This is a genomic window from Nocardioides sp. NBC_00163 (assembly GCF_045206295.1).
In the GTDB taxonomy this organism is placed as follows: Bacteria; Actinomycetota; Actinomycetes; order Propionibacteriales; family Nocardioidaceae; genus Nocardioides.
The window spans coordinates 4,459,189-4,480,567 of record NZ_CP108155.1; the positions used below are offsets into that span (position 1 = coordinate 4,459,189).

16 protein-coding genes are annotated in these 21,379 nt (G+C 70.2%); 10 read left to right on the forward strand and 6 right to left on the reverse strand.

Going from position 1 to position 21,379, the window contains the following annotated elements; translation table 11 throughout:
• The first annotated feature begins 179 nt into the window (after positions 1 to 179).
• From OG801_RS21305 to OG801_RS21335, 7 genes are read left to right on the forward strand one after another with little or no spacing between them, the layout of a single operon-like run.
• Positions 180 to 1,463: an amidohydrolase family protein gene (locus OG801_RS21305; protein ID WP_406031179.1), complete on the forward strand. Its 1,284-nt coding sequence runs from the start codon at positions 180 to 182 to the stop codon at positions 1,461 to 1,463.
• 1 nt (position 1,464) lies between these two features.
• Positions 1,465 to 2,211: an ABC transporter ATP-binding protein gene (locus tag OG801_RS21310; RefSeq protein ID WP_350714400.1), complete on the forward strand. Its 747-nt coding sequence runs from the start codon at positions 1,465 to 1,467 to the stop codon at positions 2,209 to 2,211.
• On the forward strand, positions 2,208 to 3,077 hold the full coding sequence (locus OG801_RS21315) for an ABC transporter permease subunit (RefSeq protein ID WP_355018222.1): 870 nt from the start codon (positions 2,208 to 2,210) through the stop codon (positions 3,075 to 3,077). The genes OG801_RS21310 and OG801_RS21315 overlap by 4 nt, the downstream gene beginning before the upstream one ends.
• A 32-nt stretch (positions 3,078 to 3,109) precedes the next feature.
• Positions 3,110 to 4,294, forward strand: coding sequence for a hypothetical protein (locus tag OG801_RS21320; RefSeq protein WP_406031181.1), 1,185 nt, complete (start codon positions 3,110 to 3,112; stop codon positions 4,292 to 4,294).
• Between the two features lie 5 nt (positions 4,295 to 4,299).
• Positions 4,300 to 5,643 carry an FAD-binding oxidoreductase gene (locus OG801_RS21325; RefSeq protein ID WP_406031183.1) on the forward strand — a complete coding sequence of 448 codons (1,344 nt, stop codon included), beginning with the start codon at positions 4,300 to 4,302 and terminating at the stop codon, positions 5,641 to 5,643.
• On the forward strand, positions 5,643 to 6,416 hold the full coding sequence (locus OG801_RS21330) for a creatininase family protein (RefSeq protein ID WP_406031185.1): 774 nt from the start codon (positions 5,643 to 5,645) through the stop codon (positions 6,414 to 6,416). Before OG801_RS21325 ends, OG801_RS21330 begins: the two co-directional genes overlap by 1 nt.
• The gene (locus tag OG801_RS21335) at positions 6,413 to 7,651 is read left to right on the forward strand and encodes an amidohydrolase family protein (protein WP_406031187.1); all 1,239 of its coding nucleotides are present in this window, start codon (positions 6,413 to 6,415) and stop codon (positions 7,649 to 7,651) included. Before OG801_RS21330 ends, OG801_RS21335 begins: the two co-directional genes overlap by 4 nt.
• On the opposite strand, the gene OG801_RS21340 is transcribed toward OG801_RS21335, so the two are convergent.
• Positions 7,629 to 8,210 carry an XRE family transcriptional regulator gene (locus OG801_RS21340; protein ID WP_406031189.1) on the reverse strand — a complete coding sequence of 194 codons (582 nt, stop codon included), beginning with the start codon at positions 8,208 to 8,210 and terminating at the stop codon, positions 7,629 to 7,631. The two genes, OG801_RS21335 and OG801_RS21340, sit on opposite strands and share 23 nt — an antisense overlap.
• 146 nt (positions 8,211 to 8,356) lie before the next feature.
• Here OG801_RS21340 and OG801_RS21345 point away from each other — a divergent pair, with 146 nt between their 5' ends.
• Complete coding sequence (locus tag OG801_RS21345) at positions 8,357 to 8,815, forward strand: agglutinin cell wall attachment protein (RefSeq protein ID WP_355018216.1); 459 nt, start codon at positions 8,357 to 8,359, stop codon at positions 8,813 to 8,815.
• Between the two features lie 193 nt (positions 8,816 to 9,008).
• The gene (locus OG801_RS21350) at positions 9,009 to 14,480 is read left to right on the forward strand and encodes a carboxyl transferase domain-containing protein (RefSeq protein ID WP_406031192.1); all 5,472 of its coding nucleotides are present in this window, start codon (positions 9,009 to 9,011) and stop codon (positions 14,478 to 14,480) included.
• Positions 14,481 to 14,502: 22 nt separating this feature from the next.
• Here the strand turns inward: OG801_RS21350 and OG801_RS21355 are convergent, their stop codons facing one another.
• The 3 genes from OG801_RS21355 to OG801_RS21365 all read right to left on the reverse strand — a co-directional run bounded on the left by OG801_RS21355 (position 14,503) and on the right by OG801_RS21365 (position 16,679).
• On the reverse strand, positions 14,503 to 15,792 hold the full coding sequence (locus OG801_RS21355; RefSeq protein WP_406031194.1) for a hypothetical protein: 1,290 nt from the start codon (positions 15,790 to 15,792) through the stop codon (positions 14,503 to 14,505).
• 6 nt (positions 15,793 to 15,798) lie between these two features.
• A complete protein-coding gene (locus tag OG801_RS21360) occupies positions 15,799 to 16,128 on the reverse strand; it encodes a carboxymuconolactone decarboxylase family protein (protein ID WP_355018213.1) in 330 nt (109 codons plus the stop codon).
• Between the two features lie 113 nt (positions 16,129 to 16,241).
• A complete protein-coding gene (locus OG801_RS21365; RefSeq protein WP_355018212.1) occupies positions 16,242 to 16,679 on the reverse strand; it encodes a hypothetical protein in 438 nt (145 codons plus the stop codon).
• Positions 16,680 to 16,906: 227 nt separating this feature from the next.
• Between OG801_RS21365 and OG801_RS21370 the strand changes: the two genes are divergently transcribed.
• Positions 16,907 to 19,147 (forward strand): LuxR C-terminal-related transcriptional regulator, encoded by a 2,241-nt coding sequence (locus tag OG801_RS21370; protein WP_406031196.1) that lies wholly within the window; start codon positions 16,907 to 16,909, stop codon positions 19,145 to 19,147.
• On the opposite strand, the gene OG801_RS21375 is transcribed toward OG801_RS21370, so the two are convergent.
• Together OG801_RS21375 and OG801_RS21380 are read right to left on the reverse strand one after the other, a co-directional pair.
• Positions 19,144 to 20,340 carry a cation:proton antiporter gene (locus OG801_RS21375; RefSeq protein WP_406031198.1) on the reverse strand — a complete coding sequence of 399 codons (1,197 nt, stop codon included), beginning with the start codon at positions 20,338 to 20,340 and terminating at the stop codon, positions 19,144 to 19,146. The two genes, OG801_RS21370 and OG801_RS21375, sit on opposite strands and share 4 nt — an antisense overlap.
• Positions 20,341 to 20,426: 86 nt before the next feature.
• Positions 20,427 to 21,245, reverse strand: coding sequence for a substrate-binding periplasmic protein (locus OG801_RS21380; protein WP_406031200.1), 819 nt, complete (start codon positions 21,243 to 21,245; stop codon positions 20,427 to 20,429).
• Positions 21,246 to 21,379 lie beyond the last annotated feature (134 nt).

Sequence of the window (21,379 nt, forward strand, 5' to 3'; positions counted from 1 at the left end):
CCTTCGATCGTCGCCGCGATCCGAGAGTCCGCGTTGATCGTCCGTCGCCCGTGCTTGACCGGATGGCCGCCCTCGCTGGTTTCATCGAGGAGGACCGAAACGGTTACGCCGCCGAAATAACCGCTCCTTACGCTCGAAAATGTTCATCTCATCAACATTTGAGCCGAAAGGGGTAGTCGATGGCCGTGGCACGAAATGCGGAACGGGTCGGGCCCGTGGACGGACCGGCGCAGCTGGCCGGTGTGGAGCTGACCGCGCTGCGCGGCGTACGGCTCCTCGACGGCAGCCTCGCCGATCTCGATCTCGCGGCCGGTGAGATCAGCGCCGTCCGGGCGGCCGACGAGAAGGCCGACGCCGGAACCGATGCCGGGGGCTGGCGGCTGATCCCCGCCGCCGGGGAGCCGCACGCGCATCTCGACAAGGCGCTGAGCGCGGAGCAGATCGAGCCGGGCCCGCAGGCCGGGAACGACCTGGTCACCGCCATCGAGCAGTGGCGCTCGCTCGTTCCCACGCTCACCTCCGACGACTTCGCCGACCGCGCCAGGCGGGCGGTCCGCAGCTACGTGGCGAACGGCATCACCACGATCCGTACGCATGCCGACGCACTCCTCGCGGGCGACCCGCTGCGTGGGGTCGATGCCCTGCTCGGCCTGCGCGAGGAGCTCAGCGGAACGATCACGCTCCAGATCTGCCTGCTCGCCGGCCAGGACGTCCCCGACGCCGTGATCGAGGAGGCGATCGGGCGCGGGATCGACGTCATCGGCGGGTGTCCGCACCTGGCCGACGAGCCCGCCAAGGAGACCAGCCGCATCCTCGACCACGCCGAGCGGTCCGGTCTCCCCGTCGACCTGCACACCGACGAGCAGACCACCACCGGCCACCTCGACCTGGCCGACCTCGCCGAGCAGGTCATCGCCCGGGGGATGCAGCAGCGGGTGACCGCCTCCCACTGCGTACGCCTCGGCATGCTCGACCACGACCGCCGAGGTCCCGTCTTGGACCTGGTGGCCAAGGCGGGGATCGGCATCGTGACGCTCCCGATCACCAACCTCTACCTGCAGGGCCGCGACGCGGACGGGGCGGTGCCGCGTGGTCTCACCGCTGTCCGGGCGCTGCTCGAGGCGGGGGTCCCGGTCGCGGCCGGCGCCGACAACCTGCGCGACCCCTTCAACCCGGTCGGCCGGGCCGACCCGTTCGAGACCACCTCGCTCCTGGTCGCCGCCGGTCATCTCCGGCCGGCCGAGGCCCTCGCCGCGGTCACGACGACCACCCGCACCGTGCTCGGGCTCCCGGAGGCGGGCACCGAGCCGGGCAGCCGGGCCGACTTCATGCTCGTCCCCGACGTACCTCTCGACGAGGTCGTCGCAGGTTCCCAGACCGCCCGTGTGGTCGTCCACGGCGGCCGCGTGCTCGCCGACACCCGCGTCAGCACCGTCCTCGATCTCGATCCCATGCCGAGGTGACATGAACACGACGACCACCACCGCCACGCTCGCCCTCTCCGGGGTGACGAAGCGATTCCCGACCGGTACGACCGCGCTGACCGGGGTCGACCTGAGCGTCGACGCCGGGGAGTTCGTCTCCGTCGTCGGCCCGTCCGGCTGCGGCAAGTCCACCCTGCTCCGGCTGGCCTCCGGACTCGAGGACGCCACCGTCGGTCGGGTCGACGTCGACGCGGACACCACCAGCTACGTCTTCCAGGACCCCACCCTGCTGGAGTGGCGCAGCGCCCGGAAGAACGTCGAGCTGATCGGCGAGCTGAGCGGGCTCCCCAAGGAGCAGCGCCGCCGCGCGGCCCAGGAGGCCCTCGACCTGGTCGGCCTCACCGGCTTCGAGAAGCAGCATCCGCGCCAGCTCTCCGGAGGCATGCGGATGCGGGTCTCGATCGCCCGGGCCCTGGTCGCCGAACCCGATCTCGCCCTCTTCGACGAGCCGTTCGGCGCACTCGACGAGATCACCCGGCTGGCGATGCAGACCGAGCTGCAGCGGCTCTTCAAGCTGCTCGGCTTCGCCGGGCTCTTCATCACCCACTCCGTGGCCGAGGCCGTGTACCTCTCCACACGCGTCGTCGTGATGAGCGGCCGGCCCGGCCGGATCGTCGCGGAGATCCCGGTGCCCTGGGAGTTCCCGCGCCCACCCGAGCTGCGTTTCGAGTCCGACTTCGCCCACCTGGTCGGCCAGGTCTCCGAGGCACTGGAGGAGCACGCATGAGCACCGAGTTGATGATCGAGCCCGACGTCGGGGCCGTGACCGAGGCCGCGCCCGCCGAGCCGCCCGCCAGACGTACGCCCCCGGTTCTCGGTCGGCTCTTCGCCAAGGTCGTGCCGATGCTCGCGGCGCTCGCCGGCCTGGCGGCCGTGTGGTACGCCGTGACGTACCTCGTCCTCGGTGAGGACAGGCGGTTCCTGCTGCCGCCGCCGCACCAGGTCTTCGGCGAGACGCTGGGTCGGCCCGAGATCATGCAGCCGATGCTCGCCGCGCTGTGGCAGTCGGTCATGGTCGCGCTGGCCGGTCTGGTGATCTCGGTGGTCATCGGGATGGCCTGGGCGATGGTGATGGCGCAGACCCGGCTGCTGGAGAAGGTGCTCTACCCCTATGCGGTCATCCTGCAGACGGTCCCGATCCTGGCGCTGACCCCGCTGATCGGGATCTGGATGGGCTACGGCATCGCGGCCCGGATCGTGGTCTGCGTGATCATCGCGGTCTTCCCGATGATCGCCAACACCCTCTTCGGCCTGCAGTCGGCGACGGCACCGGCGCACGACCTCTTCACCCTCAACCGGGCGACCCGGCTGCAGCGGCTGCTCAAGCTGCAGCTGCCTGCCGCGATGCCGGCGATCTTCACCGGCCTGCGCAACGCCGCCGGGTTGTCGGTCATCGGCGTGATCGTCGGTGACTTCTACTTCCAGCAGGGTAGCCCCGGCATCGGCGGCCTGCTCCGCGTCTACACGCTGCGGCTCAGCATGGAGCCGCTCTTCCTGGCGATCATCCTGACCGCTCTCTTCGGTGTCGTCGTCTTCTCGGCCTTCGCCGCTCTCGATCGCGCCGTCATCGGCAAGTGGTACGGCGAGCGCTGACCTCACCCCATCCCCCAAGAAACGGACACAGCATGAACCGACACATACCCGTGCGCGCCGCCACCCTCGTGGCACTCTCGACCATCGTCCCGTTCGCCCTGACCGGCTGCGGGAGTGACTCCGGCTCCGCCAACACCGCCACCGCAGGCGAGGTGACGAAGGCGGAGAAGGGCAGCGCGAAGGACCTCTCCGACGTCTGTCCCGCGACCGTGGTGATGCAGCAGGACTGGCAGCCCGAGGCCGAGCACGGCGGCATGTACAGCCTGATCGGCGAGGGCTACACCGTCGACACCGACAAGAAGACCGTCACCGGGCCGCTCGTGTCCGGCGGCGTCGACACGGGCGTGAAGATCGAGGTCCGCTCGGGTGGTCCGGCGACCGGGTTCCAGCCCGTCCCCGCGACTATGTACCTCGACAAGGACATCCTGATCGGAGCGGTCAACACCGACGCCGCGATCGCGGCCGCGGAGAAGCAGCCGACCGTCGCGCTGGCCTCGCAGCTCACCGTCTCGCCGCAGATCCTGATGTGGGACCCGAAGAGCCAGGACGACGCGAAGACCATCGCCGAGGCCGCCGGCGACGGCGACCCGGTCGTCACCGCCGGCGACGTGATCCCGGCGCTGCTCGAGTCGCAGGGGATGATCGAGAAGAAGCAGTCCGACCTCTCCTACGAGGGCACCCCGCAGCGTTTCGTCACCGAGCCCACGATCCTCCAGCAGGGCTTCGCCACCGCCGAGCCCTACATCTACGAGAACGAGATCAGCAGCTGGGCCAAGCCGATCGGCTACCAGCTGCTCGCCGACGTCGGCTACACCATCTACCCCGAGCCGATCGCGGTGCGTGCCGAGGACGTCGAGAAGGAGGCCGACTGCCTCGAGAAGCTCGTCCCGGTGATGCAGCAGGCCGAGATCGACTACCTGGCCGACCCGGACTGGGCCAACGGGATCATCGTCGACATCGTCGAGCGCTATCAGACCGGCTGGACCTACAGCGAGGGCGTCGCCGCGTACGCCGCCAAGACGATGACCGACCTCGACCTGGTCCACGACGACCCGAAGTCCGGAGTCTTCGGCCAGATCGACGGCGAGCGGATGAAGGGGGTCGTCGAGACGTTCGCGCCGATCATGAAGCAGGCCGGCACGATCACCTCCGACGACATCGACCCGGAGTCGCTCTACGACAACCGGTTCATCGACGACTCGATCTCGATGAAGTGACGCCGATGACGACTTCGCAGCGTACGTCCCTGGTGACCGCCCTGGTCGCCGATCGCCTCGGCGCGGACCGGGTCGAGACCGACCCGGCCGCGCTGGTCAAGCTCTCCTCGGACTGGTCCCGGATGTCGCCGGTGCTCCAGGAGAAGGTGCCGAGCGGCAGGTATGTCGCCGACGCCATCGTCCGGCCGCGCACCGAGCAGGAGGTCGCCGATGTGCTGGCCGTGGCCTACGAGCACGACGTGCCGGTCGTCCCGCGTGGGGCCGGGACCGGCAACTACGGCCAGGCGACACCGTTCACCGGCGGGATCATCCTCGACCTGCGCGGCCTGGACTCGATCGAGGTGCGGGCCGACGGCAACCTACGCGCCGGGGCCGGTGCCCGGATGACCCGCATCGACAAGGTCGCCCGGGAGGCGGGGCGCGACCTGTGGATCTTCCCCTCCACCAAGGGCTCCACGATCGGCGGCTTCATCGGCGGCGGCAGCGCCGGCACCGGGACCATCGAGCACGGCACCACCTCCGACGGCTTCGTCACCGAGCTGACGGTGGCCCCGATGGACGGCAGCGGACGCCTGCTCACGGTGACGGGCGAGGAGACGCTGCCCTACATCCACGCCTACGGCGTGACCGGCGTGGTGACCTCGGTGGTCGTCCGCACCGACCCCGCGCGGGACTGGGTGGCGGTCTATGCCGCCTTCGACAGCTGGGACGCGATGGTGTCCGTGCACCGCCGCCTGCTCGACCTGCCGGTGCTGCCGAGGCTGGCCTCGGGCGACGAGCCGGCGCTGGTCCCGACCCTGACCACCAACGTCCAGCTCGACCCGGCCCAGCACAGCCTGCGGGTGATCGCGGAGGCGTCCACGGTCGCCGAGATCGAGTCGCTAGTCGTGGCGGCCGGAGGCAGCGTACGAGCTTGTCTGGAGGACTACGCCGCGACCGATCTGCTCTCCGGGATGTCCTACAACCATCCGGTCTACTTCCTCCAGCGCGCGCACCGTGACCGGAGCTGGTTCCACATGGAGACCGGGGGCGAGCTCTACTGGAGCGACGCCGACCGGGTGCGGAAGGTCTACGACGGCCCCGTCTGGCTGCACCTGGAGCTGATGGGGAACGCCCCGCTGGCGATGGTTGTCGCCGAGTACGTCTCCGAGGAGCAGGTCCTCGCGGGCATCCCGCGCTTCGACGAGATCGGGGTCGGTGTGCACTCGCCCCACCAGTGGTACGTCGACCGCAACGTCGAGCTCGTCACCGCGGTCGCGCGCGAGCGCGACCCCAAGGGGCTGCTCAACCAGGGCAAGCTCACCGACCACGCGCTGGTCGACACCCGCATCAACATCGGAGTCCGCTGATGCCCCGTTTCGCCGACCTCACCGCTCCCGAGATCGCCGCTCTGCCCGAGGACACCGTCGCGGTGCTCGGTCTCGGCGCGATCGAGCAGCACGGTCCCCACCTGCCGGTCTCGACGGACTACGTCATCGCCGCCGAGGCCGCTGAGGCCGCGGTGGCGACGGTCGCCGCGGCAGGCAGCGCGTCCGTGGTGCTGCTCGAGCCGCTGGCCTACACCAAGTCCGACGAGCACTCCTGGTCGCCCGGCACGATCTGGCTCTCCTGGGACACCTTGATGCGGGTCCTCGTCGACATCGGCCGCTCGCTGAGCACCTCCGGGATCACCCGCCTGCTCTTCGTCAACGGGCACGGCGGGAACTCCGCCCTGGGACAGGTCGCGAGCCGGGAGCTGCGCAAGCAGTTCGGGCTGGCGACCTTCTTCGCGCACCTCTCGGTGCCACCCGACCAAGGTGGACGCTCCTCACGCGAGGACGAGCTCGGCCTCGGCATCCACGGCGGCCACGGCGAGACCTCGATGATGCTCCACCTGCGTCCCGAGCTGGTGCACCAGGAGCGAGGGGAGCGGAAGGTGCCCGAGCAGCTGGCCGGCTACCGGTACATCGGCTTCGGCAAGCCGGTCTCCTTCGGCTGGCTCTCCGACGACTTCGGCACCGACGGCTACCTCGGCGACCCGACCACCGCCACCGCGGAGGACGGCAAGGTCCGCTTCGAGGCCGGGGTCGCCACGCTGGCCGAGGTCATCGTGGAAGCCTCCCGCTTCACGCCGTCGGCATGACGCTGCGGATCACCGCGGCAGCCTCGGGCGACCTCTCGATCGAGGGGCCCGAGGACACCCTCGACGCCTCGGGCTGCCTGGTCACGCCGGGCCTGGTCAACGCCCACCATCACCTGCTGCAGACCGCGTTCCGCACCCTGCCCGGGACGCGCGGCGTCCCGATGGCGACCTGGCTGCCCACGATGGCGGCGGCCTACGACCGTGTCGGGGTCGACGCCGAGCTCACCTACGCCGCCGCACGGGCCGGGCTCGCCGAGTCGCTGCTCTGTGGGGTGACGACGGTGGCCGACCATCACCTGACCTGGCCGGGCTCCCTGACACCGGAGGAGACGGTGCCGTTGGCGCAGGGGACCGCGCGGGCGGCGGCCGAGCTGGGCGCCCGCCTGGTCTTCGTCCGCGGTGCCGCCCGGGACGACCCCGAGACCGCGGCACACAGCGCCGACCTGATCGCGGAGGCGCTGGTGGGGGATGCGCCCGGTGGGGTGAGCGCCGACGGCATGCTGCAGGTCGCGGTCGGGCCGGCCGGGGTGCACTCCGATCCGGAACCGACCTTCCGGCTGATGGGGGAGGTGGCTGCCCGGCGCGGGCTGCGGCGGCGTACCCAGGCCAACGAGCAGGTCGACGTCGCGATCGCGGCCGAGCGCTACGGCCGCCGCCCGATCGACCTGCTGGAGGAGTGGGGCTGGCTCGCGCCCGACGTGACCCTGGCTCATCTGTGCGACGTGACGCCGGACGAGATCCGGAGGCTGAGCGCGGCCGGGGTGAGCGCCACCCATGCGCCCGGCTGCGACCTGCCGATGGGGTGGGGGATCGCGCCGGTCGCCGCCCTCCGCGCGGCCGGGGTCGAGGTCGGGCTCGGCACCAGCGGCGGCGGCAGCAACGACGCCGGCCACCTGCTCGCCGATGCCCGTCTCGCCATGCAGGTGGCGCCGCTGGTGGGTCCTCCGCTGGCGGCCGCCGACGTGCTCGCGATGGCGACCACCGGCTCAGTGGCCGGCCTCGGCCGACCGGGGCTGGGTTCGGGGACGGATCTGTGCGTCTGGGACGTCTCCGGGGTCGCCGACGCAGGCGTCCACGACCCGGTCGCCGGCCTGCTGTGGGCCTCGCCCGGGCGGCGTCCGCGGCACGTGGTCGTGGCCGGCCGGGTCGTCGTACGCGACGGCGTGCTCACCACCGCCGACGAGCGCGAGATCGTCGCGGATCTGGGGCGGCTCAGCGCCTGCGCTGCTCCTTGACCACCAGCAGCCGGAAGAGCTCGCCGTCGGCGCTGGCCCACCGGTGCCGTACGCCGCCGGGGATGTAGACCGAGTCGGCGGTCTCCATGACCTGCTCCTCGCCGTCCAGGTCGATCCGAAGGGTCCCGCCGACCACGTAGACGAACTCGTCCTCCTCGTGCTGCCAGTAGCGGTCCCAGGTCGGCTCGTCCCCGGCGAACTCCATCGGGATGAAGGCGTGGTCGGCCCCGGCGACCAGCGCCTGCACCATGCCGTTGGACGCCTCCGCGGTGCCGGGGTCGGAGCGGCGTACGACTGACACGGGGCCGGCGGAGGCGCTCTCGACGCTGTCCGCGAGCAGCGCCTGCTGGGTGGTGCCCAGCGTCTCGGCGATCCGGAACAGCGACGACATCGAAGGGCGGGCCATCCCGCGCTCGATCTGGCTCAGGAACGGGTGCGACAGGTCGGTCGCCTCGGCGAGCTGGACCAGCGTCATCCCCTGCGCCTTGCGCAGTTCCCGCACACGGGCGCCCAGCCGCAGCACCGAGCGATCCAGGGACTGTCGCGGGTTCCGAGTCACCTGCTCAACCTAGCCGTCGTCGGTGCTCCGTGTTCACCGCGTCACGAGGAACTCACGGATCCGACGTGTGTCGGAAACAACATCCGTGCCGCCGCCACGAAACGGAGTTTCGAAATGCTGTCGACAGCGGTAGTAGGTTGATGGCCATGACCGTTCCTCCTGTGGTCAGACAGGAACAGCTCATCGACGAGATCGCCCTCCACCTCGCTGACGAGGTAGAGGGCGACTGGTCCACGTTGGTCTTCAACCACCGCAACCTGTCGATGTTCTTCACCGGGCGCGTCGACGTGCATCGGCCGGACGGCAGCCTCGCCCACGCCCGGCCGCCCGACACCATCCTCGCTCTGACCGACGAGCTCAGGCGGGTGATGTACGAGCCCGGTCGCGGCGCCTGGTTCTCCGCGCGCTGGACCATCGCGACCGGTGAGGGCGAGGGGGAGAAGCACTCGACGAAGGTCGTCTTCAACTACGACGACGAACCGGTCTGGCGCTGGCCGGCCCACCCGGGCCTGTACGCGCTCGACCTCGAGACGTTCCCCCGTGACGACGACCGCGTCCCGGACTGGCTCCGCCAGAAGGTCAACGGAGCCCGCCGGACGTTGTAGGAACCGGCCATCCTGGACGCATCACACGGGCGCGATCCTGGGGCGTCGCCGGGCGGTGTCCACTAGGAACTCGACAAGGAATCCATCAGAAGCCTGTCGGAGTCGAGCGGTCACAGGGGCGGCGCCTGATGAAAGGGTCTGCACCGTGCCACAGGTCTCTCGAATTGCCATCGTCAACCGCGGTGAAGCCGCGATGCGTCTGATCCATGCCGTCCGCGACCTCAACGCGCGGGATACATCCGTTGGGACGATCCGCACCATCGCGCTGCACACCGACGTCGACGCCGGGTCGGCGTTCGTACGCGAGGCCGACGAGGCCTATTTGCTCGGCGCGGCCGCGGATCGCCCCTACCTCGATCTCGCCGTCCTCGAGCAGGCGCTGGTCGCCTCCGGGGCGGACGCCGCCTGGGTCGGCTGGGGCTTCGTCGCCGAGGACCCCGCTTTCGCCGAGCTGTGCGACCGGTTGGGCGTCACCTTCATCGGCCCCAGCGCCGAGGCCATGCGGAAGCTGGGCGACAAGATCGGCTCGAAGCTGATCGCCGAGGAGGTCGGCGTCCCGGTGGCTCCCTGGAGCCGCGGCGGCGTGGACGACCTCGAGTCGGCACTCGCCAGCGCCGAGGAGATCGGCTACCCGCTCATGCTCAAGGCCACCGCCGGTGGCGGCGGTCGCGGCATCCGGAAGGTCACCTCCGGTGCCGAGCTCACCGAGGCGTACCAGCGAACTCGGGACGAGGCGGAGCGGGCGTTCGGCAGCGGCGTCGTCTTCCTCGAGAAGCTGGTCACCGATGCCCGCCACGTCGAGGTCCAGGTGATCGCCGATGGCCAGGGCACCGCCTGGGCGATCGGCGTACGCGACTGCTCCGTGCAGCGGCGCAACCAGAAGGTCATCGAGGAGTCGTCCTCCCCGCTGCTGACCGAGGAGCAGGCCGCCGAGCTCAAGGCGTCCGCCGAGCGGCTCGCCACGGCGGTGGGCTACGCCGGAGCCGGCACCGTCGAGTTCCTCTACCACCCGGGCGAGAAGACGTTCGCCTTCCTCGAGGTCAACACCCGCCTCCAGGTCGAGCACCCCATCACCGAGGCCGTGACCGGCACCGACCTGGTCGCGCTGCAGATCCAGGTCGCTTCCGGCGTACCGCTCGCCGGCGACCGGCCGGTCGAGCGCGGCCACGCGGTCGAGGCCCGGCTCAACGCCGAGGACCCGGACCGCGACTTCGCGCCCGCTCCGGGCCGGATCAGCCGCCTCGAGTTCCCCGCCGGCCCCGGCATCCGGGTCGACACCGGCGTGGCCGAGGGCGACACCATCCCGGCCGACTTCGACTCGATGATCGCCAAGGTGATCGCCTGGGGCGCCGACCGCGAGCAGGCGCTCGCGCGACTGCGCCGGGCGATGGGGGAGACCACCGTCATCATCGACGGCGGCGCGACCAACAAGAGCTTCATCCTCGACCTCCTCGACCAGCCCGAGGTCACCACCGGCAGCCCGGCCTGGGCCGACACCGGGTGGATCGACCGGGTGCGCGGCGAGGGACGGCTCCAGGCGGCCCGGCACGCCGGCGTCGCGCTCGTCGCCGCCGCGATCGAGGGGTACGACGAGGCCGAGCGCGGCGAGATCGCACGCATGCTCCAGACCGCCCAGGGCGGCCGGCCGCAGATCCAGCACGACCCTGCCCGCACCATCGAGCTCAAGCTGCGCGGGGCGACGTACGCCCTGACCGTGCGGCAGTCCGGACCCGCCCGCTACCAGGTCACCATCACGGCCGGCGGCGAGCGGCGCACCCTCACCGCCACCCTCGACCGGATCGACGAGGTGCACGGCCGGCTCACCGTCGACGGCCACCGCTACCGGTTGGTGACCGCCACCCACGGCCCCGTCCATCTGGTCGAGGTCGACGACGTGATGCACCGGGTCAGCCGCGACGAGGGTGGCATGGTCCGCGCCCCCGCGCCGGCGCTCGTCGTGTCCACCCCGCTCGCCGTCGGCGACGAGGTGGCAGCCGGGCACCCCGTGCTGGTGCTCGAGTCGATGAAGATGGAGACCGCGCTGACCGCGCCGTTCACGGGCCGGGTCAAGGAGCTCCTGGTCCGGGTCGGGAGCCAGGTAGAGACCGCGGCGCCGCTGCTGCGCCTCGAGCCGACCGGCGAGGCCGAGGGCGAGGCGACCACCGCCACCCTGGCCGACCTCGATCTGCCCGCACCCGTCACGGAGTCCGGCCGCAGCAATGGTGCGCTGGACGACCTGAGCAGCCTGCTGCTCGGCTACGACGTCGAGGAGGATCAGCGTCCGGCGTTGCTCGCCGCCCATCTTGCCTCTCGCTCCACCGGTGCGCCCGCGGACACCCTCCGCACGGAGATGGACCTGCTGGCCCTGTTCACCGACTTCGCCGAGCTCAGCCGCAACCGCCCGGCCGGTGACGAGCCGTCCACCGAGCTGCGCGTGCACAGCTCGCGGGAGTACTTCCACACCTACCTGCGCAGCCTCGACCCCGACCGGGGCGCGCTCCCGGACCACTTCCGCGACAAGCTGCTGCGGGTGCTCGCGCACTACGGGGTCTCCGACCTCGAACGTACGCCGGAGCTCGAGCGCGCGGTGTTCCGCATCTTCCTCGCCCAGCAGCATCCCTCCGACGTCGACGTCGCGATCGGGGTGCTGCAGCGCTGGCTCGGCGACCCGCCGCCGGCGACGGAGGACGCCGCCGCGGTCCGCGCGTTGCTGGAGCGGATGGTGCGCGCCACGCAGCGCCGGTTCGCCGTGGTCGGCGACCTGGCTCGCTCGGTCCGGTTCGGCTGGTTCGACCAGGCGCTGGTCGATGACGAGCGCCGCGCGGTGCTCGAGGGAGTGCCGGCCGAGGTCGCCGCCCTCATCGACCCGGACGCCCCTGACCGGGCCGCCCGCATCGATGCACTGGCGGCTGTCCCCGAGCCACTGGTCGGATTCCTCCGGGACCGGCTGGTCGAGGGTATTCCCGAGCGCGAGCCGCTGCTGGAGGTGCTGATCCGGCGCCACTACCGCGACTACCACCTGCACGACCTGACCGTCACCGGCATGGACGACGACGGCGGACGCCCGCTCGCGCACGCCGAGTACGCCACTGACGAGAAGGGTGCGACCCGAGTCGTGTCCACCATCGGCGACGTGACGGAGCTCGCCCGTCCCGACGGCCCACTCGGTGCTGCCATCACCTCGGCGTTGAGCTCCGACCACGACGACGTCGTCGAGATCTACCTGCGCTGGACCGACGCGCCCGCCGATCCGGACCTCGCCTCGTCCGAGCTCGCCAAGATGCTCGCCGGCCACGAGTTCGCCCGCCGCGCCCGCCGTGTCTCGATCGCGGTCTGCCATGCCGCGCCACAGCCCATCGACTACTTCACCTACCGCCACCACGCAGACGGCGCCCCGCACACCCCGACCGCCGAGCTGGTCGAGGACAGCCTGGTCCGGGGCATGCACCCGATGGTCGGTCGCAGGCTCAACCTGTGGCGGCTCAGCGAGTTCGACGTCACCAGGCTCGCCGCGCCCGACGACGTCCTGCTCTACGAGTGCGTCGCCCGGGCCAACCCGGCCGACCGCCGGCTCGTCGCGGCGGCCCAGGCCCGCCAGCTCGCCGTGGTCCGCGACGACGAGGGCCGCGTGATCGCGCTGCCGCACGTCGAGCGGGCCGTGGAGAACTGCCTCGAGGCGATCCGCCGCGTACGCTCCGCCCGGGGCCGCGAGGGCACCAAGCTCGACGTCAACCACGTGTGGGTGACGGTGTGGCCGGTCGTCGAGGCAGATCTCGACCAGATCACCGCGCTGCAGAGCAAGATCACCCCGCTCAGCGAGGGCGCCGGGATCGAGGAGGTGCTCGCGCAGGGCCGCGTGGCCGGGCAGGACGGTGACGCCCCGACCCCGCTGGCCATCCGCTTCCACGCCAAGCCGGGCGCAGGCGTCGTGGCCGACGTCATCGAACCGCCCACCGAACCGCTCGCCCCGATGGACGAGTACGCCGCCAAGGTGCTGCGCGCCCGCCGCCGCGGTCTCGTCTACCCCTACGAGCTCCAGCGCGCCCTGGCCGGGAGCGGCACGGTCGTCGAGCACGACCTCGACGCCGACGGCGTACTCGTGCCCGTCGATCGTGCTCCCGGGCTCAACAGTGCCGGCATCATCGTCGCCGTCGTGACCACGCCGAGCACTCTCTACCCCGACGGCATCAGCCGAGTCGTGCTCTGCGGTGACCCGCTCAAGTCGCTCGGCGCGCTCTCGGAGCCCGAGTGCGCCCGGGTGATCGCGGCCATCGACCTCGCCGAGCGGATGCAGATTCCGGTCGAGTGGTTCGCGGTGTCGGCCGGTGCGCGGATCTCGATGGAGAGCGGCACCGAGAACATGGACTGGGTCGCCGCCGCGCTGCGCCGGATCGTCCACTTCACCCAGGACGGCGGCGAGATCAACATCGTCGTCGCCGGGATCAACGTCGGCGCCCAGCCGTACTGGAACGCCGAAGCGACGATGCTGATGCACACCAAGGGCATCCTGGTGATGACCCCGGACAGCGCGATGGTGCTGACCGGTAAGCAGTCGCTCGACTTCTCCGGCGGGGTCTCCGCCGAGGACAACCATGGCATCGGCGGCTATGACCGGGTGATGGGCCCGAACGGTCAGGCGCAGTACTGGGTGCCCGACCTGGCCGGTGCCTTCCGGGTGCTCATGGCGCACTACGAGCACAGCTACGTGGTCCCCGGCGAGACCGGGCCGCGCCGCGCGCCGACGGCCGACCCGATCGACCGCGACGTGTCGTCGTTCCCCCACGCGGGTGACTTCGCCACGGTCGGCGAGATCTTCTCGGCCGAGCACAACCCCGACCGCAAACGACCCTTCGACATCCGCACGGTGATGCGGGCGCTGGCCGACGCCGACCACGAGATGCTCGAGCGGTGGGCCGGCATGGCCGACGCCGACACCGCAGTGGTCGTCGACACCCGGATCGGCGGCTACCCGGTCAGCCTGGTCGGGATCGAGTCCAAGCCGGTGCCGCGCGCCGGCTTCCCTCCCACCGACGGTCCCGACACCTACACCGCGGGCACCCTGTTCCCGCGGTCGTCGAAGAAGGTCGCGCGCGCGATCAACGCGGCATCGGGCAACCGGCCGCTGGTGGTGCTCGCCAACCTGTCCGGCTTCGACGGCTCCCCGGAGTCGATGCGCAACCTACAGCTCGAGTACGGCGCCGAGATCGGCCGAGCGGTCGTCAACTTCCAGGGCCCGATCGTCTTCTGCGTCATCTCCCGCTACCACGGGGGTGCGTTCGTGGTGTTCTCCAAGCACCTGAACCCGTCGATGACGGTGCTCGCGATCGAGGGTTCGTACGCCTCGGTCCTCGGTGGCGCCCCTGCGGCGGCCGTCGTGTTCGCTGCGGAGGTCTCCAAGCGGGCGGCGGCTGACCCGCGGGTGGCCGCGCTCGAGGAGCGCATCGACCACGCCGAGGACGGGGAGCGCGGCGAGCTCGTCGTCGAGCTGGCCGAGCTCCGCGCCCAGCTGCGGGCGGACAAGATCGCCGAGGTCGCGGCCGAGTTCGACGACGTGCACGACATCCACCGAGCTGTGGAGGTCGGCTCGGTGGATGAGGTGATCGCGGCCAGCGACCTGCGGCCCAAGGTGGTCGAGGTCATCGAACGGGCGTTGGGCGACGGGTGACCGAGCTAGGTCACCACGTGCTCTAGGTCGCCGGGCTGGAGCCCAGGGAGGCGGTTGGCTCCCTGGGCCGGCCGGCTCCGACCAGAACCTGGAGAACGACCAGCAGGCCGAGCACCAGAGCAAGGGACCACCAGAGCCGGTCCATCGTGACGTTGTTGCCCCAGAGCAGGACCACGCCGCCCAACGCCACCACGGCGACTCGCAGCCAGGTCACGTTGGCGGCGACCCAGCGGCCCGCTCCGCCGACGGGACCGTCCCCCAGGCGAGCGCCGACGCTCTCGAGACCCCCGCCGATGGTCGTACGTGCCGTGGTGCCGTACCTGTTGGAACCGGCGAACCAGCCGGCGAGCACGATCACCAGACCGAGCCACAGGACCACCTGCTGGCCGCGTTCCAGGTAGGCGAGCAGGGTGTCGAAGAAGACCCTGCTCGCCGGGCCGAAGTCCGTGCCGGAGAGCGCGTTGATGAACATCTGCTGCCCGATGGACAGCACCCACGCCAGCAGCAGCGCGTTGGCAGCCACGACCGCCCCGATCCACACCGCCATCCGTGGGCGGCGGCGGGCCAGCACCAAGGCGGCCAGGAACAGGACCCCGACCACGGGAAGGAGCCACTGGGCGACCGGGTTCGAGAACGCGTAGATCGTGCGTACCTGCCTGAGCTGGGGTGCCTCCATCAGCACGATCTGACGGTCGGTCTCGGGGATGGGCACGTTCTCGACGATGGTCAGACCCCGGGCGACGAGTCGCTCCTTGACCCGTTCGATCACCTCGTCGACGTCGAGCACGACCTCTTCGCCCTGGAGCGACACGGCACCGGAGTCGTCGCCGTTCAGGATTCGCTGGAGGGTCTGCTGGGCTCTGGTGTTGGCCAGGACCCAGATGTCGGCGAACTCGTCGGAGGCGATGAACGCGCGGACCTCGCGCTCCACCAGACCGTTGATGGCCGCGGCGAGTGGCGCCACGAGCTGCTCCAGGCGCGGTCTGTCGTCGATCACGCCGGCGAACGCGGTGTTGAGGATCGCCTCGACGTCGACCTGCTGCTGGATCGCCCCGGTGACCCGGGTCGCGATCACGTCCTGCACCTCGGGGGACTCGATGAGAGGGCCGACGGTCTCGACGTACCGCTCGGCGTCGTTCAATGTGCGCTGCCCCCAGTAGGCCACCGCGGCCGGCGTGGTCAACAACCCGGCCAGCACCAGGCAGATCACCGCCGCTATCGAGCGGCCTCGTGAGGGGCGGTCTGCGGTGGTGACGACGGGGTCGTCGGTGGGTTCTCGGAGTTCGCGTGTGATGGGCGAGTCGCTCGACATGGTGCGTCAGCTCAGTTCGTCGTCGGCCATCTGCGCGGATGCCTGTTCGATGCCGACTCCGATCGCCAGGACGATGCGGCTGGTCGCCGCTGCGACCCGCGACGTCCCGACGATGGGTGCGATCGCCGCGAGCACACCGCGGACGGCCTCGGCGTCGAGGCCGACCTCGTCGGCGATCGCGAGGTTCAACGCGTAGGAGACGGCCGGAGCATCGCTCGCGACGAGGGCAGCGAGTCGGACGAGAGCGATGGACTGTACGTCGAGGCTCGATGCCTGCACGGATTCGGCCGTCATGGTGGCCAGCAGGTCGAGGACGGGGGTGTCGGATGCGGTCATGTCTGACATGGCAACCCTTCGGTGGTCGTGGGACTGGCCTCGAACGAGGCCACTCCCCAGGCTGTCTGGAGGGTTCGCCCGAGGCATCACCCGAAGTGGACGAACCGGCCAGGTCAGCGGGTGATGTCGCGCCCGTGCACCGTCAGCGCCCAGATGACGAAGATGTCGACAGCGATGATCAGCATCGACCAGAACGGCGAGTACGGGATGAACGCGAAGTTGGCGAAGGCACTCAGTACGGCCAGGACGACTCCGATGATGCGACCCCAGACCATGCCGTTGAGCACAGCGAAGCCCGCGAACACCACGAGCAGTCCCAGCAGCAGGTGGATCCAGCCCCAGCTGGTGGCGTCGAGCTGGAGCAGGTAGTTGGGGGTCGTGACGTAGAACTCGTTCTCGAAGATGGCGACCAGGCCGGCGAAGGCCTGGAAGCTGCCGGCCATGATCATCATCACGCCGGCGAACATGATGAAGCCGGTCGCCCAGCCACTGGGCGGCGGCTCCTGCGCCTGCCAGGTGGTCTCTTCGTTCAATGGGGTCTGTTCGGTCATGACGGGACGCTCCTTGGATTGCCGCCGACCTCGACGGACTCGATGTCGGGTCGTGAAGTGAACGGACGATCTCAATCTGGTCGCCGGGGCCTGTTGGCGAATCATCCTCATTGTGTGAAACGTGAGGGCGTCAGGACTGAGAAGGTGGCTGAGACTCCGCCGGGCCACCCACAAGTCATCCGTCAGGGATGAGACGTCGGGCTGCCCGGATCTCTAGCGTGCGGAGGGTGGAAGACGCTGGCGAAGCCGCGCGAACGGCTGCCGGGCTCGACGACGTTCTGCTGGACGTCAAGCTTTCGGTTCCCGAGCTGCCGCTCAGACTGGTGAGCAGGGCCCCTCTGATCGAGGCGGCCCGGAGCAGCGGCGCGCCGTCGGTCGGAATCACCGCGCCCGCCGGCTACGGCAAGTCCACCCTCCTCGCGCAGTGGGCACAGGCCGAGGACCGCCCGGTCGGTTGGGTGTCACTCGACCGCCTGGACGACGACTCCAGCGCCCTCCTCGTGCTGCTCGCCTCGGCATACGCGCGGGCCGTGCCGGATCAGCAGGGCGTGGTCGCCGACGTGAGCGGTCTGGGCGTCTCGCCGTTGGGGCGCGCCGCACCGCGCCTGGCCGCCGCTCTCAGCCGAAGCCCGGAACCTTTCGTGCTGATGGTGGATGACCTGCACGAGCTGCACTCCTCGGCCTGCCACGATGTGCTGAGCGTGGTCATCTCCGGTGTCCCGGTCGGCTCCCAGCTGGTGTCGGCGAGCCGGGTCGAGCAACCGCACCTGGCGCGGCTACGCGCCTCCGGCACGGTCCTCGACGTGCTGGGACCCGATCTGGCGCTGGACGTGACGGGTGCCGAGCAGATCTTCAGCGCGGCACAGGTGCCGCTCACGCGCGACCAGGCGATGAGGGTGACCGAGCGGACGGAGGGTTGGGCGGCCGGCCTGCACCTGGCGGCGATGATCGCCCGGGACACGAAGCAGGACGTGTCGAGCATCTCCGGCGACGACCGGTACGTGGCCGACTACCTCTACCGCGAGTCGCTGAGCCAGCAGGACGAGGCGACGCAACGGTTCCTGCGGCGTACCGCTGTGCTCGACCGGCTCTGTGGCTCCCTGTGCGATGCGCTCTCGGGGGATACCGACGGTCAGGATCGGCTTCTCGCGCTCGAGGGATCCAACTCGTTCCTGCTGCCGCTCGACCGGCGGCGGGAGTGGTACCGCTATCACCCGCTGTATCGAGAGTTCCTGCTCGGAGAGCTGCGTCGGGTCGAACCCGAGGTCGTCGCGAAGCTGCACCTGCGGGCCGCCGACTGGTTCGAGGCCAACGAGTCCTCGGCGATGGCCCTCGAGCACCTGCTGAACACGTCCGAGCGTGATCGGTGCGTCCAGATCGCGACGCAGCTGGTGCTGCCGACCTACAGCGCCGGGCAGATGTCGACCGTGGGGCGGTGGCTGTCCGCGCTCGGTGACTCGGCCATCGAGGAACACCCTCCGTTGGCCGTGCTGGCCGCGTGGATGGACGTCCTGGGTGGCGACCCCCTCGGGGCGCAGCGCTGGGCTGCCGTGGCAGAGGCTGCGGAGTACGACTGGGTGCCGATGGACGGCACCGCTTCGTTCGAGTCAGCGCGCGCCATGTTGCGGGCCGTCATGTGCCCGGCAGGACCTGCGGCGATGATGCGTGATGCCGACCTCGCGATGGCCCAGGAACCGCCGTGGAGCCCCTGGCGCGACACGGCCGTGGTCGGTGCCGCTGAGGCGCATCTGCTGATGGGGGACGTCGAACGCGCAGCCGCCCTGTTCGCCGAGAGCTCCACCGCCGGAGCCGAGCTCGGCAACACCGACACCATCGTCAACGCTCAGGCGGAGCTCGCGCTGTTGGCGATGGAACACGGGAGCTGGGACGAGGCGGCGGAGCGAGTGGCCCTCGCCCTTGCCGTCGTCGAGGAGCACCGGATGTACGACTACGCGGTGAGCGTCCTCGCGTTCGCGGCCGCTGCCCGGCTCGGGCTGCACGACGGGAATCTCGGTGAGGTGGACCGGCAGCTGACCCGGGCTATGCGTGCGCGTCCGTCCTGCACGTACGTGCTGCCGTATCTGGCCGTGCGCAGTCGCCTCCAGCTGGCCAGTGTGTTCTGGGCACGTGGTGACCAGACGTCCGCCCGGCATCTGCTGCGCGAGATCGACGACGTGCTGCAGCGCCGACCGGATCTCGGGGTGCTGGTCGACCAGGTCGCGAGGCTGCGCGCCAGGATCAACTCCTCAGAACGCACCACCGCTGGAAGGCCGCCCCTGAGCCCGGCCGAGCTGCGCCTGCTGCCCTACCTCCAGACCCACCTCACCATCGGCGAGATCGGCGAGCGACTGTTCGTCTCCCGCAACACCGTCAGCTCGCAGGTCGCCTCGATCTACCGGAAGCTGGGCGTCACATCGCGGAGTGATGCGGTCCGGCAGGTGATCTCGATCGGGCTCCTCGGCTCCTAGCCATCAGCAGGCGGTCCTTTCGCGGCGAACCGGTTCGCCGCGGGTACGGCGCTGAAGCCGTGTGCCATCACGCTGAGCAGGACCGTGAGCGAGATGACCGCGACCACGTCCTCACCCGCGCCGTGGAGACCTTCCAGCGCGATCAACGCGAAGATGACCGAGGCCAGGCCGCGCGGGCCGAACCAACCGACGAACACCACGCTGTAGCGGTCGAGCCCCGCACCGAGCAGCGCCAGGACGACCGGCAGCATTCGCACGACGGTCAGGCTGAGCACGGCGTAGCCCAGCATCGTCCAGCTCCAAGAAGCCTGGATGACCGGAATCGCCAGCGCGCCGAAGATCAGCCAGCTGATCATCGAGGCCATGTCGCTGGACTGGTCGACGAAGTAGACCTCCTTCTCGCCGCTTCGTCCGGCAACGTTCCCGAAGACCAGACCGCCCACGAAGGCGGCGACGAAACCGTTCCCGTCCGTGGCGAGTGCCGCGGTGTACGCCAACAGTGCGAGTGCGAGGACGGCCGGGCCGCCGAGCTCCTCGGACAGCCAGCCGCGCTCGCGGGCCCGCCTGGTGACCACGCCGCCCACGCTGCCGACGATGACGCCCACGAGGAGGCCGACCAGCAGGGAGACGATCGCGCCGCCGGGGCTCTCGACACCGAGTACCCCCTCATCGACCGCGACGCCGGCGATGGCCACCAGCACGATCGGGGTGGCGATGCCGTCGTTGAGCCCGCTCTCCACGTTCAGTACGCCCCGCACCTTCGCGGGCACGTGAGGGTTCGACATGACGGGTGCACCGAGCGCAGCATCCGTCGGCGCGAGCGCGGCGCCGACCAGGAGCGCTGCCCACGGGTCGAAGCCGAGCACGATCATCGCGGTTCCGGTGCCCATGGCGATCGTCAGCGGCAGACCGACCCCGAGCAGCCGAACATAGGTGCTCAGATCGCGTCGGAACTGCTCGAGCCGGACCCGCGATGCATCCGCGAAGAGGACCCAGACGAGGGTGACTTCGGCGACGATCTTGACCAGCTCGGGTTCGGCCTCGAGCTCGAGAAGGCCGAGTACGTCCGCGAACACCCAGCCGCTCGCCACGAACACGATGGGGGCGGTGAGCCCCAGCTGTTGGAGGCGACCTGCGAGGACGCACCACGCGACGATCGTCGCGAGGACCGCTACCAGCGCCGAGGTTTCCATGTGACGGACCTCCCGGCCTACCAGGATGTTCTTCGGGTGTCACTCCCGTGTATCACGGACCGGTGGGGATATGTGGCGGAAACGGTTCAGGATCCCTTGTCGCGGAACACATCGGAGAGCGGGTCTGCCTCGAAGTAGGCGGTCTTGATCCTCAGCCACTCGCCGTCGAGGACCATGTCCCCCAGGACCTCGTCGATCTGTTCTTTTCGCTGGTCGCCGGAGCGGATCACGAATCCGATCGGTGCGTCCTTGACCGGGTAGACGATCGGCTCCTCCAGGGCTATGGGTGCGCCTTTGATGATCGACTGAGCGTACGGAGCTCCATGGAACAACGCGTCCGCTTCGCCTCGCCTGATCGACTCGATGGCAGCGCCCACGGTAGGGGCCCTGACGATCTGGACGTCCTGGTACTTCTCTTCGAGGTAGGACCCCTGGACGGCGCCGTCGACGACCGCGATCTTCTTCCCGTTGACGTCACGGCGCGTGTGAATGGTCGATCCCTTGGGGGTGAGGAAGGCGACGTACGTCGAGAAGTACGGCGCGCTGAAGTCGAACTCCCGCTCGAGCTCTGAGGTGCTCGTGACCTGGGCCCCGATCATGTCGATCTCTCCCGCTCGCAGGGCCGGGAAGAGCTCGTTGAATTCCATCGCCACGAACTCAGGCTCGACGCCCATGCCTTCGGCGACGCTGTGCGCCATCTCGTAGTCGAAGCCCTTGGTCGCGCCGCCGCTCTCGTAGTAGACGGGTTCGGTGCTGTCGACACCGATCCGAAGGGTGTTGCTGCTGCCGGCCGCGGCGCTCGCCTTTCCGCTGGCGGATGGTGCGGGGTCCGAGAAGTGTCCGCTGAAGGCGATCGCGCCCAGGAGGGCCACTGCGCCGGCGACGACCAACTTGATCTGGTTCATGTGGGGGGTCCTGTTGCTGGCGATGGCTGGCATGCGAGCCCGAGCGGCAAGGCGTGAGTCAGACAACCGGACCCGTAAGTCAGGTGGAACCTGGCCAGACCAACAAGGCGCGAACGAGCGACGAATCCTGGGTA

Coding starts and splice junctions, on each gene's coding strand:
- OG801_RS21305 (WP_406031179.1), top strand. CDS start 180: ATGGCCGTGGCACGAAATGCGGAACGGGTCGGGCCCGTGGACGGACCG.
- OG801_RS21310 (WP_350714400.1), top strand. CDS start 1,465: ATGAACACGACGACCACCACCGCCACGCTCGCCCTCTCCGGGGTGACG.
- OG801_RS21315 (WP_355018222.1), top strand. CDS start 2,208: ATGAGCACCGAGTTGATGATCGAGCCCGACGTCGGGGCCGTGACCGAG.
- OG801_RS21320 (WP_406031181.1), top strand. CDS start 3,110: ATGAACCGACACATACCCGTGCGCGCCGCCACCCTCGTGGCACTCTCG.
- OG801_RS21325 (WP_406031183.1), top strand. CDS start 4,300: ATGACGACTTCGCAGCGTACGTCCCTGGTGACCGCCCTGGTCGCCGAT.
- OG801_RS21330 (WP_406031185.1), top strand. CDS start 5,643: ATGCCCCGTTTCGCCGACCTCACCGCTCCCGAGATCGCCGCTCTGCCC.
- OG801_RS21335 (WP_406031187.1), top strand. CDS start 6,413: ATGACGCTGCGGATCACCGCGGCAGCCTCGGGCGACCTCTCGATCGAG.
- OG801_RS21345 (WP_355018216.1), top strand. CDS start 8,357: ATGACCGTTCCTCCTGTGGTCAGACAGGAACAGCTCATCGACGAGATC.
- OG801_RS21350 (WP_406031192.1), top strand. CDS start 9,009: ATGCGTCTGATCCATGCCGTCCGCGACCTCAACGCGCGGGATACATCC.
- OG801_RS21355 (WP_406031194.1), bottom strand. CDS start 15,792: ATGTCGAGCGACTCGCCCATCACACGCGAACTCCGAGAACCCACCGAC.
- OG801_RS21360 (WP_355018213.1), bottom strand. CDS start 16,128: ATGACCGCATCCGACACCCCCGTCCTCGACCTGCTGGCCACCATGACG.
- OG801_RS21365 (WP_355018212.1), bottom strand. CDS start 16,679: ATGACCGAACAGACCCCATTGAACGAAGAGACCACCTGGCAGGCGCAG.
- OG801_RS21375 (WP_406031198.1), bottom strand. CDS start 20,340: ATGGAAACCTCGGCGCTGGTAGCGGTCCTCGCGACGATCGTCGCGTGG.
- OG801_RS21380 (WP_406031200.1), bottom strand. CDS start 21,245: ATGAACCAGATCAAGTTGGTCGTCGCCGGCGCAGTGGCCCTCCTGGGC.